Origin of the sequence: Ferdinandcohnia sp. FSL W7-1320, from assembly GCF_038050315.1 — a bacterium.
Lineage (GTDB): Bacteria > Bacillota > Bacilli > Bacillales > Bacillaceae_L > Ferdinandcohnia > Ferdinandcohnia aciditolerans.
In genome coordinates this window covers 3,835,685-3,851,121 of sequence record NZ_JBBPAM010000001.1, presented here as the reverse complement: position 1 = coordinate 3,851,121, position 15,437 = coordinate 3,835,685, and the positions used below count along the sequence as shown (strand labels likewise).

At 36.3% G+C, this 15,437-nt stretch carries 23 protein-coding genes; 10 read left to right on the top strand and 13 right to left on the bottom strand.

Features of this window, described 5'->3' with window-relative positions; genetic code table 11:
- Window position 1 precedes the first annotated feature (1 nt).
- The 6 genes from NST91_RS19035 to NST91_RS19010 all read left to right on the top strand — a co-directional run bounded on the left by NST91_RS19035 (window position 2) and on the right by NST91_RS19010 (window position 4,774).
- Window positions 2–1,078 (top strand): LolA family protein, encoded by a 1,077-nt coding sequence (locus NST91_RS19035; protein ID WP_341332387.1) that lies wholly within the window; start codon window positions 2–4, stop codon window positions 1,076–1,078.
- 9 nt (window positions 1,079–1,087) lie between these two features.
- On the top strand, window positions 1,088–2,803 hold the full coding sequence (locus NST91_RS19030) for a M56 family metallopeptidase (protein WP_341332386.1): 1,716 nt from the start codon (window positions 1,088–1,090) through the stop codon (window positions 2,801–2,803).
- Window positions 2,804–2,816: 13 nt separating this feature from the next.
- Window positions 2,817–2,963: a hypothetical protein gene (locus NST91_RS19025; protein WP_341332385.1), complete on the top strand. Its 147-nt coding sequence runs from the start codon at window positions 2,817–2,819 to the stop codon at window positions 2,961–2,963.
- 16 nt (window positions 2,964–2,979) lie between these two features.
- On the top strand, window positions 2,980–3,183 hold the full coding sequence (locus NST91_RS19020) for a hypothetical protein (RefSeq protein ID WP_341332384.1): 204 nt from the start codon (window positions 2,980–2,982) through the stop codon (window positions 3,181–3,183).
- A gap of 593 nt (window positions 3,184–3,776) precedes the next feature.
- Entirely contained in the window at window positions 3,777–4,286 is a 510-nt protein-coding gene (locus NST91_RS19015) for a GNAT family N-acetyltransferase (RefSeq protein ID WP_341332383.1), read from the top strand.
- A gap of 47 nt (window positions 4,287–4,333) precedes the next feature.
- Window positions 4,334–4,774, top strand: coding sequence for a YtoQ family protein (locus tag NST91_RS19010; protein WP_341332382.1), 441 nt, complete (start codon window positions 4,334–4,336; stop codon window positions 4,772–4,774).
- Between the two features lie 35 nt (window positions 4,775–4,809).
- On the opposite strand, the gene NST91_RS19005 is transcribed toward NST91_RS19010, so the two are convergent.
- Window positions 4,810–5,301 (bottom strand): YajQ family cyclic di-GMP-binding protein, encoded by a 492-nt coding sequence (locus NST91_RS19005; protein ID WP_341332381.1) that lies wholly within the window; start codon window positions 5,299–5,301, stop codon window positions 4,810–4,812.
- Between the two features lie 169 nt (window positions 5,302–5,470).
- On the opposite strand from NST91_RS19005, the gene NST91_RS19000 reads away from it, so the two are divergent.
- Window positions 5,471–6,334: a CvfB family protein gene (locus NST91_RS19000; RefSeq protein ID WP_341332380.1), complete on the top strand. Its 864-nt coding sequence runs from the start codon at window positions 5,471–5,473 to the stop codon at window positions 6,332–6,334.
- A gap of 36 nt (window positions 6,335–6,370) precedes the next feature.
- Here the strand turns inward: NST91_RS19000 and NST91_RS18995 are convergent, their stop codons facing one another.
- Both NST91_RS18995 and NST91_RS18990 read right to left on the bottom strand, forming a co-directional pair.
- Entirely contained in the window at window positions 6,371–6,502 is a 132-nt protein-coding gene (locus tag NST91_RS18995) for a DUF3941 domain-containing protein (protein WP_099354262.1), read from the bottom strand.
- Window positions 6,503–6,566: 64 nt separating this feature from the next.
- Entirely contained in the window at window positions 6,567–7,430 is an 864-nt protein-coding gene (locus tag NST91_RS18990) for a DegV family protein (protein ID WP_341332379.1), read from the bottom strand.
- A 157-nt stretch (window positions 7,431–7,587) separates the two neighbouring features.
- Between NST91_RS18990 and NST91_RS18985 the strand changes: the two genes are divergently transcribed.
- On the top strand, window positions 7,588–8,430 hold the full coding sequence (locus NST91_RS18985) for a YitT family protein (RefSeq protein WP_341332378.1): 843 nt from the start codon (window positions 7,588–7,590) through the stop codon (window positions 8,428–8,430).
- Window positions 8,431–8,479: 49 nt separating this feature from the next.
- Window positions 8,480–9,361: a BsuPI-related putative proteinase inhibitor gene (locus NST91_RS18980; RefSeq protein WP_341332377.1), complete on the top strand. Its 882-nt coding sequence runs from the start codon at window positions 8,480–8,482 to the stop codon at window positions 9,359–9,361.
- Window positions 9,362–9,419: 58 nt separating this feature from the next.
- On the opposite strand, the gene NST91_RS18975 is transcribed toward NST91_RS18980, so the two are convergent.
- The 3 genes from NST91_RS18975 to NST91_RS18965 form a co-directional block, all read right to left on the bottom strand.
- Window positions 9,420–9,617, bottom strand: coding sequence for a DUF3813 domain-containing protein (locus NST91_RS18975; RefSeq protein ID WP_099354258.1), 198 nt, complete (start codon window positions 9,615–9,617; stop codon window positions 9,420–9,422).
- A 1-nt stretch (window position 9,618) separates the two neighbouring features.
- Window positions 9,619–9,768, bottom strand: a complete 150-nt coding sequence (locus NST91_RS18970) for a competence protein (protein ID WP_099354257.1) — start codon at window positions 9,766–9,768, stop codon at window positions 9,619–9,621.
- Window positions 9,769–9,877: 109 nt separating this feature from the next.
- Window positions 9,878–10,699 (bottom strand): Cof-type HAD-IIB family hydrolase, encoded by an 822-nt coding sequence (locus NST91_RS18965; RefSeq protein WP_341332376.1) that lies wholly within the window; start codon window positions 10,697–10,699, stop codon window positions 9,878–9,880.
- Window positions 10,700–10,851: 152 nt separating this feature from the next.
- On the opposite strand from NST91_RS18965, the gene yjfP reads away from it, so the two are divergent.
- Window positions 10,852–11,619, top strand: a complete 768-nt coding sequence (gene yjfP, locus NST91_RS18960) for an esterase (protein ID WP_341332375.1) — start codon at window positions 10,852–10,854, stop codon at window positions 11,617–11,619.
- Window positions 11,620–11,665: 46 nt separating this feature from the next.
- Here yjfP and NST91_RS18955 read toward each other — a convergent pair whose 3' ends face one another.
- The 7 genes from NST91_RS18955 to NST91_RS18925 form a co-directional block, all read right to left on the bottom strand.
- Window positions 11,666–11,974, bottom strand: coding sequence for a metal-sulfur cluster assembly factor (locus NST91_RS18955; RefSeq protein ID WP_121445447.1), 309 nt, complete (start codon window positions 11,972–11,974; stop codon window positions 11,666–11,668).
- Between the two features lie 216 nt (window positions 11,975–12,190).
- A complete protein-coding gene (locus NST91_RS18950; protein WP_099354253.1) occupies window positions 12,191–12,490 on the bottom strand; it encodes a metal-sulfur cluster assembly factor in 300 nt (99 codons plus the stop codon).
- 15 nt (window positions 12,491–12,505) lie between these two features.
- Window positions 12,506–13,747, bottom strand: coding sequence for a heme-copper oxidase family protein (locus tag NST91_RS18945; RefSeq protein ID WP_341332374.1), 1,242 nt, complete (start codon window positions 13,745–13,747; stop codon window positions 12,506–12,508).
- 14 nt (window positions 13,748–13,761) lie between these two features.
- Complete coding sequence (locus NST91_RS18940; RefSeq protein ID WP_341332373.1) at window positions 13,762–13,968, bottom strand: DUF2249 domain-containing protein; 207 nt, start codon at window positions 13,966–13,968, stop codon at window positions 13,762–13,764.
- Window positions 13,968–14,207: a DUF2249 domain-containing protein gene (locus NST91_RS18935; RefSeq protein ID WP_341332372.1), complete on the bottom strand. Its 240-nt coding sequence runs from the start codon at window positions 14,205–14,207 to the stop codon at window positions 13,968–13,970. The genes NST91_RS18940 and NST91_RS18935 overlap by 1 nt, the downstream gene beginning before the upstream one ends.
- Window positions 14,208–14,328: 121 nt before the next feature.
- On the bottom strand, window positions 14,329–15,018 hold the full coding sequence (locus NST91_RS18930) for a cyclic nucleotide-binding domain-containing protein (protein ID WP_121445443.1): 690 nt from the start codon (window positions 15,016–15,018) through the stop codon (window positions 14,329–14,331).
- A gap of 158 nt (window positions 15,019–15,176) precedes the next feature.
- A complete protein-coding gene (locus tag NST91_RS18925; protein ID WP_341332371.1) occupies window positions 15,177–15,314 on the bottom strand; it encodes a hypothetical protein in 138 nt (45 codons plus the stop codon).
- Window positions 15,315–15,437: the final 123 nt, after the last annotated feature.

Here is a 15,437-nt window from a genome sequence, read left to right as displayed (position 1 = left end):
TATGAAGAAAAATCAATTCATGCTACTTGCAATTTTAATAATGGGGATTTTATCTGGTTGTAAGGCGGAAATGGCTGTGTCTTCTGAAGAAATTGTTACAAAAGTCTTATCAGCAAAGGAAGATAAGCATTCTTATTATGGAGAAGGTGTTATAAAGCTTGAGACAAACGGTGAGATCACTGAAGATGCTAGTTTTAAAGAATACGTTGCAGAGGATGGAAAACGAAAAATCATTACAACAGGTCTTACGAATGACCTTGAATCATATGTGTTAAACAACGGAAAACAAATAATTTCCTATGAAAAGGGGAGTGAAACGGCATTAAGTATCGATTTAACAGAGGAGAGTATGCCGTTATTAGATGCCTCACCCAAGGAACAACTCATGACAATGCTAGATGCTATTAAAAAAACACATGAATATGAAATTGTTGGTGAAGAAAAATTACTAGATTTTAATGTATATCATATAAAGGCAACTCCGAATACAGATTCTAATTTATTCGGAGAAATTGAACTCTGGATTGATCAAAAGACTTGGTTTGTAGTGAAATCTGTATCTGTCGTGGGAGATACAAAATCAGAGTTTGAATATCAGGTGCTCGATTTTTCACCAAATTTTAAGGAGGATACTTTCACTTTAGACATACCTGAAAATGTAAAAATTACTCCAATTGAGTCACAACTTGAACCATCTTATGGGTCACTTGAAGATGCACAGACAGCTTTAGCTCAACCATTCCTTGTTTTCTCAGAAGAAGACTTGACTGTTGATAATGTTGAAGTTGTAAACCTTCAAGGAGTAATCAATCGCCCAGAAATTACTGTTTATTATTTACATGAAGCCGTCCCTTCTGTATTAGTTTCAATCTTTCCAACCCCAGAAGATGCGGGAACGGAAATTAAACCTGGAAAATGGCAAGTGCGTGGCCAGAATGCAGAATATGATGATTTTATTAATGCACTAAGCTGGGATGAGAACGGTCTGCGTTATACCATTCTCATTCAAAATCCTGATCTTGTTATGGAAGATATTCTCGAAATGACGGAAAAAATGGTATCTAATAATGAAATGTAGGTGGGGCTTTTGCTACCAAGTTGGAATTTAATTGTACTGTATATTTTAGTAGGAGCCGGAATCCAAATCATTGGTTTGGTTTCCGGAAAATTAAATAAAAAAATAGGAACGACGTGTGAAATATTTTTAGCTCTCCTTTCAATAGGATTTGTCTATTATAAATTTTCCTTTATGGATGGGTTCATCTATCTTGCATTTATTTCAAGTGGATATTTTCTTGCAATCTCTCTAACTACAGGAAATGAAAAACGGATTGAAATTGAAAAAGAATTACATCAGATTAAAGTGGAAGAAATCACATTAGCTCGTAATTTTATGAGAATCGCAACTGATTTGTTGATGACGGGGTTGGTTGTGTTTGGTGGTATCATGTTTTACATCTTTGGTCCTGAATATAGTCCTTTAAAATATATTATTGTTTTCGGGCTGGTCAGTACATTGACAGAAGTCATAAAAAGAATCGGTAGTTATGCTACTGTAAAAATATTTTTTGACGTAGAAGAAAAGCAATTGTATCTCATCTCACATTTTGAATCTCGAAAAATTCCGATAGAAGATTTGGAGGAAGTGAAACTAGAAACGAATGTAGACTTGTTAAAGCTTCATCCATTATTTACAATGTTTTCTTCCAATACTGACTGGACAACTAACTTTCAGAAGGTATTACGTCTATCTGTGCCTGGAGAAACAATTTATTTAACGATCCTAGAACCGGATAAATGGAAAAGAACGTTCGAGGACATGACCAAGGTTGATGAAAGTGTGAAAGAGCCACAAGTCGTTCTGCCATTTTGGCATCGAAAAAATGTAAAACGATTAATTGGAAAGCTTTATTTTGCAACAACAGTAAAAGGGATATCAGCCTATACAGGTTTACTTCTCCTTTTATATTATTTTGAAGTTGCGCCTTGGATCATGGTTACTGTACTTTTAGCCTATTGGCTTTTTAATCTCTATATTTCTGATCAGGTTTTAAAAGTAGCAATGGATGCAACGGAGACTAAGAATCCACAACTAATCCAAATATCCCAACGGATTTTTGAAAAGGCCGGAGTTCCGAACATTCGTGTATATGAAACCGAAAGCAGCGAGTATAATGGCCTTGCGACAGGCATGAATATTGGTAAATCGATGGTTACCCTAACGACTGCTACTTTAAAGTTACCTATTGAAGCGATTGAAGGAATCCTCGCACATGAAGCAATTCACGTCAAAAAGCGAGATGTTTTGTGGGGGCAGCTTTGGAGACTAGGTTATTTGTTAATTGTTCTTGTTGTGGTTTTAGCTATACAAAAATACATTAAAAATATTGATGAATACAGTACACAGATTTTCCTTTTAATATGGTTTTTAATGATTCTATTCCCTATCATCCAATCGTTTTGTTCGCAATGGATGGAAGTCCGTGCAGACCACCTTGGAGCATCGCTTCTAGATGGGGGAAGTGAACAAATGTCAAACAGTTTAATCGCTTTAGCTAAGAAACAAGACGAAGCAATAACTAAATCCCTTTCGTACAGTACGGTTCTCGAAGAGGAGAAAGATATGGCAAAGTCATCAATTGAACGAGATTCCCTATTATGGAGGTTTATAGAATTTCAATTCATGCTTCATCCACCCATGTACTGGAGAATCCAGTCCTTAAAAGAATACAAAGGGGGCTGGGGTAGAAGTATTCGAAGTCGATGGATGTTAGATCGCGTAAAGGAGTCAGTTTTGAGATAGAAGAGGTGAGGACATGAAAATCGCAAAGATACTATTTGTCCTTGGGGCAATTGTTTTTCCGCTAGGTATTTACTTATCGTCATATAGCCCTATAGGAGTAGTTTTAGCGATTGTTGGGGGGCTTACGGTTTTCTTAAGTACACCAGCAATACAATCATAGAGTAGGGGGTGAGTAAATGGATTTCCTGAGTGTAAATGATTGGATCACCCCGACAAATCCATATGCTGCTCTCTTTTTCGGACTGCTGTTTACGATTTTGGCTGGAGGCATAGTTTGGATAGATACAAGAAAATTAAAAACTCTTCTTATAGTGCTTTTAACAGGCCGTATTGTATCAATCGTGGGTGTACTTGTTTTGCAAGATGTTGGTTTTTACTAAGTTTTAGTCAGGAGACTTTCCTCAAAGGGAGGTCTTTTTTTATTCATTGAGTATTTCTGGAAATATCCAAAAGCCTACTTATAAAAGGTGTTTATGAGAAGGGGGTTTCCAGAACCACCCAAAAGTCTATTTATAAAAGGTGTTTATGCCATTGGATTTTCCAGAACCATCCAAAAGCCTACTTATAAAAGATGTTTATGCCAAGGGTTTTCCAGAACCATCCAAAAGCCTACTTATAAAAGGTATTTATGCCAAGGGTTATTCCAGAACCATCCAAAGGTCTACTTATAAAAGGTGTTTATGCCAATGGTTTTTGCAAAATCATCTAAAAGTGCATTCATAAAAAGTATTTATGAAATCGGTTCTTCCGGAACCATCCATACTCTCCTCACAAAAGGTGTTTAGCCATACGTTTTTCCGAGAATTCCAAAAGACCGACCATATACTAGATTTTTTACTACTCATCCATATCCAAAGCATATTCAAGCTTGAACGATTCAAACCACAATGTTTCCGAAATCACTCTAATAAAAAGGATTTCCATCAATTTTATGGAAATAGATAATAGATACTATTTCGAGCTGGAGGTTTTTATGGGAATTAATATTAGACCTGCTAGAAAAGAGGATGCATTACAGTTAATTGAACATACAAAAATTGTTCTTAATGAATCCACATTCATGCTGACAACCCCTGAGGAATTTAACACAAGTGTTGAGGACGAGGAAAAATGGATTGAGAATCATATAAAGCCAGGGAATTTAATCATAGTAGCTGAAAAAGATGGGAAAATAGTCGGTAATTTAAATTTCAAGACATCGAAAAGGAAACGCCTGTCTCATTTAGGTTATTTTGGGGTAAGTATCCAAGAAACATACTGTAATCAAGGAATTGGTAGCAAATTAGTGAGCTATTTGCTTGATTGGGCACAAGAAGAGCCTGGTCTTGAAAAGGTATGTCTAGAAGTATTTTCACATAACGAAAGGGCAATCCATCTTTATAAAAAGTTTGGCTTCCAAGAGGAAGGGCGAAAAGTTAAGTTTGTTAAATTTAGTGATACACATTACGAAGATGAAATCATAATGTATAAATTTGTAAAATAGCCATTGATGTATGATAAAATAATGAAAAGGTAATAGGAGGAGAAAACATGGAACTGACAGTATATTTAGCTGGGCAAATTCATGACAATTGGCGAGAGGAAATTAAGGATAAGGCGAAATTTAAAAATCTTCCGTTAACATTTGTTGGACCACAAACAGACCATGATAAATCAGATGATATTGGAGAACAAATTTTGGGAGAACAACCTGGTAGTTATTACAAGGACGATGCAGCATCAGCCATTAATAATTTCAGAACACAAGTATTAATGCAAAAATCGGATGTGGTCATTGCTTTATTTGGGGAAAAGTACAAACAATGGAATACAGCGATGGATGCGAGTGCGGCCATTACGATGAATAAACCAACCATTATTGTTAGACCACCATCACTGATTCATCCATTAAAGGAATTATCAAATAAAGCCAACGTCACTGTCGAAACGGTTGATCAAGCATTAGATGTGTTAAATTACATATTTGAATAAAAAAATGCAGCGGGTATTAGTCCGCTGCATTTTTACTATCTGTAGTTAATAAACTGCACATCAATCGGTAAATCGGCTTCACGGATGGCGTTGATAATCTGTTGAAGGTCATCTCTGTTTTTTCCGGTTACTCGAACTTGATCATCCTGAACCTGACTCTTTACTTTTAAGCCGCTGTTTTTAATAATGGTGTTAATCTTCTTCGCGTTCTCCTTGTCGATGCCTTGAATAAGTTTCGCTCGTTGACGTACGGTTCCACCAGATGCATTTTCAATTTTTCCATAATCAATATTTCGGGTTGCGACCCCACGTTTAATCATTTTACTAATTAGGACATCCTTTAGTTGTTCCAGTTTGTACTCGTCATCAGATACTAAAACAAGTTCTTCCTTATCAAGTGTGATGTCACTTTTACTGCCTTTGAAATCATATCGAGTTTGAATTTCTTTTTTTGCAATACTAATTGCATTCGTTACTTCAGGCAAATCTACCTTTGACACAATATCGAATGAGCTATCCTTTGCCATTGCCAACCTCCAAAAAAATAGTTTATTTCCCTTGATTATAGTCAATCTTAGCAATTAGGACAACTTTTTCCAAAACAATACTAGTAAATGATGGTCGTAAACGTCTATACTATGTAAGACAATAGCAATAGCGGATTAGCTAAGTACATAAGAAAGAGGGCTTTAATAAATGAATGAATTAATACCGGGCACGGTTGTAACTTTACGTGTAGATAGAGATGCTCCATTTGGCTATTTTTTAACAAACGGTGAAGAAGATGTGCTTTTACATGAAAATGAAATTATAGAAGGATTCGATCCGGAAGAGGACGTAACTGTTTTTCTTTTTCAAGATCATCAAGGAAGACTGGCAGCCTCTATGACAATACCGACTATTCAAATCGATTCCTATGATTGGGCCAGTGTGGTTGAAGTCAAACGTGACTTGGGAGCCTTTGTTGATATTGGGATTAGCAAGGATATTTTAGTCTCAAAGGATGATTTGCATGAGGTGTGGGATCTCTGGCCAGAGCCAGGTGACCAGCTGTACATTTCATTACGGACAGATAAAAACGGAAGACTTTTTGGAAAGCTTGCAACTGAAGATGTCATTCGTTCTATTTCAAAACCAGCAACAAGGAAAGATTTTAACAAAAATATAACTGGAACTGTTTACCGATTATTAATGGTTGGCTCTTTTATGATTTCGGAGGAAGGATTTCTCGGCTTTATCCACGAGTCTCAAAGAACAAGGGAACCAAGAGTCGGAGAAAAGGTGCAAGGGCGAATTATTGACGTAAAGGAAGACGGCACTGTAAATGTGTCCCTAATGGGCCGAAGCCATGAAATAATGGGTGATGATGCTGGGAAAATCTATCAGTACATGGAAAGCCGTGGTGGGGCTATGCCATATTGGGATAAAAGCTCTCCTGAAGATATTTCAGCCAGATTTGACATGAGTAAAGCAGCGTTTAAACGAGCAATTGGAAAGCTAATGAAAGAAGGAAAAGTATACCAAGAGGATGGCTGGACATACTTTAAAAAAGAGGAGTAAAGAAAAACGCATCGGCTGTTACCGATGCGTTTCATTCTATAGATGATCTGTTTTCTTTGAATATTGATGTTTGCCCGCCTGACGATTCTTTTCTCTCATCATATTCTTTTCATGGCGTAATGCATTGTTATCTTTTGCTTTTTTATCATTGTCACTTGTTTTTGGCATAAATAACACTCCCTTCAATCCGTTCAAATTTAGGATATCCAGTCGTTTTTCAAACTATGTAAATTTAGCTGTTTGGCAATTCGTTTAAGAAGAAAATTGAAATCGTTCCTGGACCAGCATGAGAACCAATCGCAGCACCAATTACATTAATGAAGAAGGAGTTACATCCGAATTTTTCTTCAAATAACTTCTTTACCTCAAGCGCTTCATTTTCCACATCTCCGTGGCTAATACCAATCGTTTGCTTTGATAAATCTGCCCCGCGCTCTTCCATCAACTCAACAATTCGCTTATATACTTTCTTTTTACCACGAATTTTTTCTAGCGGTATAAGCTTTCCATCTTCTACATTTAAGAGTGGTTTTATGTTTAAGAGTCCACCAACAAAAGCGGAAGCCTTACTAATTCTTCCCCCACGTGCTAGATATTCAAGGTCATCTACTGTGAAAAGATGCTCCATATGAGTACTGTAAAATTTCGCAAGGTTCACAACTTCATCCTTTGAAGCACCCGTGCTAGCAAGCTCAGCTGCAGCTTTTACAACAAGACCCTGGCCAAGGGAAGCGCATTTTGTGTCCACAATTGTTAAGTCAAGGTCTGGATACTCTTCTCTTACTTCTTCACTCATCATCACTGCCGTTTGATAGGTTCCTGACAATTGTGATGAAAAGGAGATATAGACAGCAGATTGTTTTTCTTTTGCAATTTCAGTAAAAACCTCTTTAAACCGATGTGGTGGAACTTGGGATGTTTTTGGAGCACTCCCATTTCTCATGGCTTCAAATACTTTTACAGGGTTAATTGTTGCAATATCTTCGTAATCTTGCCCATCTAGATGAACTCCCAAGGAGAATAATGTAACATTATTTTCTTTAAAAAATTGTAGTGGTAGGTCACTACCGCTATCAGTAAGAATTCTAACGGTCAAAAGTCTCACCTTCTTTTCTTTGGTCAAGTTTGAAACAAACTTGCCTATCGTAAGTGTAGCGAGTATTGGATAAAAATACAACAATTGAGGAAAAATTTTGTATGACTACTAATTTACTACTAGGATTGAAGAATGTTGTTCCAGGAGGACTATTTGAATGGTAACTAGAGAAGTGAAAAAAATATTAATTGTGACATTTGGTGCACTACTAAATGCTGCTGCCCTAAATCTTTTTTTAATTCCGGCTGATGTTTATTCTTCTGGTTTTACCGGTGTGTCACAGCTTATGTTTAGGATCCTTGGTGATTACACGCCTATTCATATTTCAACAGGTGTAATACTACTATTATTAAACATCCCGGTTGCGATTCTAGGATGGAAAAAAGTAGGTAAGGCATTTACCCTTTATAGCTTTATTTCGGTTGCACTTACAACTTTATTCTTGGCAATTATTCCACTCGAACGTATCTCTAATGATATTTTACTAAATGCTGTATTTGGTGCTGTCATTCAAGCCATTGGAATCGGGCTTACTTTAAAGTGGGGTGCATCTACAGGTGGTCTCGATATAATAGCCCTTGTATTATCAAGATCAAAAGATAAACCAATTGGAACCTATATTTTTACATTAAACGGACTAATCATCATTACAGCAGGATTCTTATTTGGTTGGGAAAAGGCATTATATACACTTGTTGCTTTGTATGTATTGACAAAGGTTATTGATACAGTACATACAAGTCATGTAAAGGTTACAGCGATGATTGTTACGAAGAAAGCGGACGAATTGAAAAGTGCAATTCATTCAAATTTAGTTAGAGGAATAACGTTGATACCTGCAAAAGGAGCATTTTCGAGTGAGACAAAGGATATGTTAATGATTGTTTTAACAAGATATGAATTATATGATTTAGAGCGCATAATAAAAGAAGTTGACCCACATGCATTTACAAATATTGTACAAACAATTGGCGTATATGGATTATTTCGCAAAGAGTAGTAACTTTTTAATACGAGACATCGACATATAGAGTAAAGGGGTGACAAATATGAAAAAATGGCTTCTAGTGACATTAGTTTTTGTTATGAGTCTATTTATCATCACTGGATGTGGCTCAACAAAAAACGAAGAGGCTCTTCCAGTAACTTCAGGTGGTAGTGAAAAAGTAGACACTGAAAAAGAAACACCACCAGCGCAAGAAAGTGAAGAACCTGGAGGTGAAGAGAACGTGGTTGAAAAACTTCAAACTGACCTTTTAATTAAAACAGGGGAAAACGAAGCAACCTTTACGATTAAAATAAAAAACACCAGCGACAATTCTGTGAAACTAACGATACCATCTGGTCAAAAATATGAAATTATTGTAAAGGATGCAGATGATAAAGAAGTTTACCGCTATTCAATCGATAAAATGTTTATCCAATCAATAGAGGAAATGGAATTAAAGCCTGGTCAAGAAAAGGTATGGGAAGAACCATGGGATTACACTTCAAATGATGGAACGAGACTTGCTCCCGGAGAATACAAAGCACATATTTTCCTAACTGCATCAGAAGTAAATGGTCAAAAAATCGAAAGTAATTCATTGCAGGCAGACGAGAGTTTTACAATTCCTGAAGAAGGAAATACAGCATTTCGTAAAGTTCAAGTACTTGGTGAAAATGGTGAATATACGGTAACAGGGGAAGTAAGAGTATTCGAAGCAAACTTCTTCTATGCAGTGGAGGATGGTCATGATTATGTAATTCCTGAAACACTTCAAACGGCATCAGAGGGTGCTCCAGCATGGGCACCATTTGAAATTAAGATTTCCATTCCGAAGGATAAAATTCCGACAAACGGGGCATTGATTCTTCATTTATACGAAAGAAGTGCAAAAGACGGTTCGATCACAAACCTTTATCATGCAAAACTTCAACAATTCCAATAAAAACAGGGAAGGGTCAGACGATAAGTCTGACCCTATTTTTTCTTGAATTAACCAAAGGTTATTGAAGTTGGTCTAATTCATTTTGCAATTCGCGGAGTTGTTCTTTTTCGGCTGTTGTAGAGTTAGCATATGCAGAAGAAAGTGCATTTTTAGCAACCGAAACGGCATCCTGTAAGGATGTATCACTTTGGCCAGCACTCGCTAATTTCGCAACTTCTACGGTTTCACGAGCCTTTTGGAATAAACGGTTTCCCATATTAGATGCCTCCAAGTGATGAGTTTTCGACATTCGCTTTTTTCTTTGCTTCTGCTTCAGCTAGAGTGGAACGGTAAGGAAAGCGCTGAGCATGTTGTTGAACAGCATCTGCACCTTGATGAACAAATCGTTTTGATTTATTACTACCCATCCGTAAATTCCCCCTTTAACAGCTTTAAAAGAAGTGCTTATTTGTAGCACCAGTTATATTGTTTGAGTTTTACGTTTGGGTTATATCAGGTAATTATTTCTGAACCAACCTACTTATTTTTCTCCAATTTTAGAACATCCTCTAAATAAAGGGCAATTCCGTCTTCTTCGTTAGTCATTGTTATATGGTTAGCAATACTTTTTAACTCATCAATCCCGTTACCCATGGCAATTCCGTGACCAGCGTATTCAATCATTTCCAAATCATTGTCTTCATCTCCAAAAGCAATAATTCTGTCTTTTGGAATTTGATAATAGTCAGCAACCTTTTGAATTCCAACAGCTTTATTTAATCCTGATTTAACAATTTCAATCACGTGCCAAGGGGCTGCCCATTTGCGATGATCGACTACCTCGGCATGCATGTCAGAAAGATACTTTCGGATTTTATCTGCAATTTCTTCATCGGGGTGGATTAGTAATGAAGTTGGATCATGTTTTAAGATTTTTCGTAAATCACCCGTTTCAATATTTGGTTTCCCCATTCCAAAAATATCTAACATTGTTTCATCGTGAAAATGAAAATATACATCATCAATTACTTCCGCTAAAATATTTTTTACACGGAGCTCGTCGGCAACATCAACAATTTCTTTTACCGTTTTTAAATCGAGCGTATCATGATAAACTCCCCAATTTTGATCAAGTGGGTGATGGACAAATGCTCCATTGAAATTAACAATTGGTGTTGTAAGGCCAAGTTCTTGGTAATACATTGAACTCGAACGGTAAGGCCTTCCCGTCGCAATCATCACCATATGGCCGGCTTTTTTGGCTTCTTCTAAAGCGTCTTTTGTTCTTTTTGAGATCGTTTTATCATCTTTTAGTAGAGTACCATCTAGGTCAAGTGCAATTAAATGTTGTTTAGTCATATCAATCTCCTTGTGAACCTTATCTCTTTCCTTAACTTAAACAGATATTAAAATAATCGTCAATTGAAAAGTCAATATTTTTCAATAAACTTCCAACAAATGATACACTAGAGGATGGCAAAAGTTTTCATAAAAGGAGTACATACAAAAAGATGATTATTATCGAAAATAAGAAATATGCAGAAATACCAGCATTACATATTGTTAAAAATCAGTTAAAAGACGAAGCGTTACCGTTGATCCTTTTTGTACATGGATTTGGCAGTGCGAAAGAACATAATTTACACTATGCTTATCTTTATGCAGAACAAGGATTTCGGGTAGTATTGCCTGAAGCTGACTATCATGGTGAAAGAGATAGGGGCATAGATGATCATGCAATGGATTTTAAGTTTTGGGATATTGTCGTCAATGAAATTAAAGAACTTCAAATAATTAAGGACGAACTGCTAAACCAAGGCCAAATTGATGAGGCAAGAATCGGTGTGGCAGGTACTTCAATGGGAGGTATCGTGACATTAGGGGCATTGACCCAATACCCATGGATTAAGGCTGCAGTAAGTTTAATGGGTAGTCCATATTATGAAGAGTTCTGTCGGGGGCAAATTGAGGAATTGAAGCGACACGACATTGAACTTCCTTTCTCTGATGCAGAGTTGGAAGAAAAATATGCAGAATTACGGAAATATGATTTAAGCATGCAACCTGAAAAAGTAAACGGAAGACCATTGTTTTTCTGGCATGGTGAAAAAGACAAGATGGTTCCTTTCAAATACACGTATGAATTTTACCAAGAAATTAAACCACTGTATAAGGGGAAAGAGGAGAATCTATCTTTTATTGCTGATACACGAGCAGATCATAAAGTGACAAGAGAAGGACTACTCGCGTCTGTTGAATGGTTTAAAAAGCATCTATAATAAGAGAGAGAACGTGCCACAGTCGACACGTTCTTTTTCATTTGATTTATCGGATTCCTAGTGCGATTTTAGCGTACCGGCTCATCATATCTTTGTTCCATGGTGGATTCCAAACGATGTTAACATCTACGTCTTTTACTTCTGGCAATTCAGTAAGAACGCGTTTTACATCCATTGCAATCGTTCCAGCAAGTGGGCATCCCATGGATGTTAATGTCATTGTAACTTGAGCGACACCCTCATCGTTCATATCCACATCATAAACAAGACCTAGGTTAACAATATCAATTCCTAACTCAGGGTCTACCACTTGTTCAAGCGCCCCCAACATATTTTCCTTTAAAGCTTCATCCATTTAAAACCTCTCCTTTCGAGAAATAGCTTATTTAAAAGGTGTCTAGCTCCAGGTGCCATCGGCTTGAGGTCATAAGCCAATCGCTTCTGAAGGTAAAGAACACCTTCTGTCAGCGCTCGTCTTATGCTTGTCGCCGATATACGGCGCCTTGCGCTTTTCTTAAGTATAACGAAACAATCTAAGAATGTGAAATCCCCTGCATTTTGCTAAATATAGTTAACCTCTGAGTTGCTTCATGGCAGCTTCAGACATCCGTTCAGGGGACCAAGCAGGATGCCATACCATTAAAACCTCTATATCATTTACTTCTTCAAGGTAGGCAACTGCATGCTTTACTCCACTGGTAATACTATCATGTAGTGGGCAACCAGGTGTAGTTAGCGTCATTTCAATATACACATTATTATTTTCTTTAATATTAATTTCATAAATAAGTCCTAAATCAACAACATTAATATTTAATTCAGGGTCAATCACTTGTTTTAACTGCTCAAGGATTTTTTCTTTTAATTCCATTATGTTTCTCCCCTTTTATTTAAATAGAACCCTTATAATGCTGTAACTGAAAAAGAATGCTGAAGCGACAAAAATACTTTGACCAATCGAAAAGATAAGCAATTGTCCTGTGGCAAGGGCCAAAATTACGACAATACAACCAGCAACGAAACCTGTAAAAATGGGTATTGCCATTTTTTCATCAATCATTTGTTTTAAAGTAGGAACATCGCTTTTACCAATCTGTTTGCTATATTTATGTGTCCACCAAAGAAAAGGAATAATTTTATATAAATAGCCAAGAATGCTACCTGCAACCCATAAAAAGATATAAAGAAAGACTAGTACACCATATAATTTGTAATACCCTGGTAAGAGAGCAAGAACCATTCCGAAAAAGTGAATAACTAAGCCAAAACAAATGGCAATTAATGAAAAAATAAATGGTTTATCAAGCTTTTTCTTTAATCTAACCTTGATGATAGTGGAAATATGGTAAGAAAATAAGGCGAAACCAGCAAAAAGCAAAACCATACCAACTTGTAACATTAGGTTCAATTCAGTAATAAAGCTGAAAATGGTTACAACAAGTCCGAGGGCATAAACAAAATAAACCCAACTTGATAGTTTCATCGAAAATCCGTGTGCTAACGAAAACATAGGAACCATTTTATAGGAAAAGCCGAAAATTAAAAATGTAAACCATCCTGCGGCACCTAGTAGAATATGACTTTTTAGAACAGCAAAATGATCTAGGTGAGCTATTCCAGCACCTAAATTAACAATCAATAGAATTCCTAACGAAATAGTGAGTAACAAGCAAAATAGAGCACTACCAACGAATGCAGTTAGAATGTTTTTCTTTGCCTGTTTTTTCATTGTCATAAACATTTGAACAAGAAATAATAATATTCCAATTATAGCGAGTGATCCTGTAAAAATAGAAATGGCTGGTGAAAAAGAAAGAGTGATGCCAAATCCGCCAAACCCAATTGCCGTAATCCAAAATTGAATAAATCCGAATTTTTCACTCCAAATCGGAGTCAAAAATGCTACCGGTATAAGCTGATACATTGCCCCCATCGCAACCATTAAGGCCCAACCAAGAATAAGTAAATGAGCTGATGATAGAATGGCAGGGGCCCTAAAGTTCCCATCAATCACCATATGTCCATTGAATAGCAGGATGACTTGGGATGTGACCAATGCCGCAACACTAAATAAAATGAAAGAAAGTGGTAGCCTGATATTTGTTTCATTTGATAATTGAGGTATCATGATCAAGCAGCTCCTTATTTTGTAATCTCAATTTGAAAGCCGCCTTCAGGATGTGGTTCTGTTATATGCTTGTAACCAAGTTCTTCAAGCTGTTCATATAAAAACATAGGTTTACGATCATTTATAATCGTCAATGTTTCACCTTTGTTTAGTTTCTCGAGAGCCTTTAACGTTCGCATCATTGGAGTTGGTGGCTCAAGACCTCGGTTATCTAATATCATTATTTGTCACCTCTTTTAGTAAAGGTAACCTTCCAATGTTTTTTATCAATTTGCTCTACCTCGTTTGAAAACCCTTTTGCCTTTAAAATAGGAAATAAAGGAGTCGGTTTGAATGGAGCATGTAAGATGAATGTATCTCCATTCTGTAGAGGTTTAACGGCTTCCATAATCTTTTGAAATGGCTCAATCTTATTTTTAAGATCTTCCCTAACATCTACTTCTACTACTTTTGATTCCACTTGAAAGTCCCCCTTATCAACGTTTATAAACTAATGATAATCATTTTCAATGAGAAACGTTGTGACCTGAATCACAAATGCAAATTTTATTTAGGATTGTCAATTAGGCTGAAAGTTAGTTTTAGAAAATCTCATCATGCAGTTTCATATGATCTAATAAGTAATAACCGTCTGTAGTCAAGTCAACAATATGCTTCTTTTTCAAAACAGAAATCGTTCGACTCACTGATTCACGAGTTGTTCCGATCATATTAGCGAGTTCTCGATTTGTAAAATGAGTTGTAAGTTTAAAGCGATTTCCAGTCTTTTCACCATTACTCCTACATAGACGAAGTAAAAGCATTATGATTTGTTCTTGGGTGCTTAACAAAATTTGTTCTTCTAGACGTTTTTGGAGGTCTATTATTTTTTCACCAAGCACTTTAAAAATTTTTATGCAAAGCTCAGGATTTTTTAGCAATATGTCTTCAAACTTATCAATGGGGGTGAAGATGATATTTGAATCCTCGATTACTTCGGCATGTGCGGGATATCCGCCTTTTCGAAAAAAGCCAGCATGAGGAAACATTTCTCCTGCTTCTAGAACAGAAACAATTTGTTCCTTCCCATGCATATCAGACTTGTAAATTTTTACTTTTCCAGATTGGATGAAAAATACACGATCAAGTGGATCGTCTTGCATAAAGATAAACATCTTTTGTTTATATAATCGTGACTGTGAAATTTCTACAATTGGGTCGAGTTCTTCTGATGTTAGTTCCCGAAACAAGGGTACTCCTTTCAATTGTTCACGAATCGATGGCAATCCCATCTGTCTCACTCCTTGTTCAAAATAAACTATATATGCGGTTACTCAACATTTAGTGTAACAATTCCACTTTTTAAAACAGTGATATAAATCATAGTCGGTGAGGATGACAACAATGTTCAAAAATTGGACACAAAAAAGCTAGGAGTCAAACTCCTAGCTTAGTTATCATGCTTTTCTTCAGCGCAATTAAAGCAAAGTATTCCATTTTTATCATCTAATACAACACCATTAATAAAACCATCTAAACAAAAAATATCTTTTTCACATTCCTTACATTTGCCTACAAATTCCTTCATGTGTTCACCCCGTTAATTCTTTTAAACTCCACAATCATGAAGAATGACAAGATGTTTACGTGGGATATTCATTTAATCTAATTATCGCATAGTTTTCGGAACATATGATAAAAAACATACGTA

Bases quoted from the DNA above. Each gene is read 5' to 3' on its own strand.
- NST91_RS19035 (WP_341332387.1), top strand. From the start codon at position 2: ATGAAGAAAAATCAATTCATGCTACTTGCAATTTTAATAATGGGGATT.
- NST91_RS19025 (WP_341332385.1), top strand. From the start codon at position 2,817: ATGAAAATCGCAAAGATACTATTTGTCCTTGGGGCAATTGTTTTTCCG.
- NST91_RS19020 (WP_341332384.1), top strand. From the start codon at position 2,980: ATGGATTTCCTGAGTGTAAATGATTGGATCACCCCGACAAATCCATAT.
- NST91_RS19015 (WP_341332383.1), top strand. From the start codon at position 3,777: ATGGGAATTAATATTAGACCTGCTAGAAAAGAGGATGCATTACAGTTA.
- NST91_RS19010 (WP_341332382.1), top strand. From the start codon at position 4,334: ATGGAACTGACAGTATATTTAGCTGGGCAAATTCATGACAATTGGCGA.
- NST91_RS19005 (WP_341332381.1), bottom strand. From the start codon at position 5,301: ATGGCAAAGGATAGCTCATTCGATATTGTGTCAAAGGTAGATTTGCCT.
- NST91_RS19000 (WP_341332380.1), top strand. From the start codon at position 5,471: ATGAATGAATTAATACCGGGCACGGTTGTAACTTTACGTGTAGATAGA.
- NST91_RS18995 (WP_099354262.1), bottom strand. From the start codon at position 6,502: ATGCCAAAAACAAGTGACAATGATAAAAAAGCAAAAGATAACAATGCA.
- NST91_RS18985 (WP_341332378.1), top strand. From the start codon at position 7,588: ATGGTAACTAGAGAAGTGAAAAAAATATTAATTGTGACATTTGGTGCA.
- NST91_RS18980 (WP_341332377.1), top strand. From the start codon at position 8,480: ATGAAAAAATGGCTTCTAGTGACATTAGTTTTTGTTATGAGTCTATTT.
- NST91_RS18975 (WP_099354258.1), bottom strand. From the start codon at position 9,617: ATGGGAAACCGTTTATTCCAAAAGGCTCGTGAAACCGTAGAAGTTGCG.
- NST91_RS18970 (WP_099354257.1), bottom strand. From the start codon at position 9,768: ATGGGTAGTAATAAATCAAAACGATTTGTTCATCAAGGTGCAGATGCT.
- NST91_RS18965 (WP_341332376.1), bottom strand. From the start codon at position 10,699: ATGACTAAACAACATTTAATTGCACTTGACCTAGATGGTACTCTACTA.
- yjfP (WP_341332375.1), top strand. From the start codon at position 10,852: ATGATTATTATCGAAAATAAGAAATATGCAGAAATACCAGCATTACAT.
- NST91_RS18955 (WP_121445447.1), bottom strand. From the start codon at position 11,974: ATGGATGAAGCTTTAAAGGAAAATATGTTGGGGGCGCTTGAACAAGTG.
- NST91_RS18950 (WP_099354253.1), bottom strand. From the start codon at position 12,490: ATGGAATTAAAAGAAAAAATCCTTGAGCAGTTAAAACAAGTGATTGAC.
- NST91_RS18945 (WP_341332374.1), bottom strand. From the start codon at position 13,747: ATGATACCTCAATTATCAAATGAAACAAATATCAGGCTACCACTTTCT.
- NST91_RS18940 (WP_341332373.1), bottom strand. From the start codon at position 13,968: ATGATATTAGATAACCGAGGTCTTGAGCCACCAACTCCAATGATGCGA.
- NST91_RS18930 (WP_121445443.1), bottom strand. From the start codon at position 15,018: ATGGGATTGCCATCGATTCGTGAACAATTGAAAGGAGTACCCTTGTTT.
- NST91_RS18925 (WP_341332371.1), bottom strand. From the start codon at position 15,314: ATGAAGGAATTTGTAGGCAAATGTAAGGAATGTGAAAAAGATATTTTT.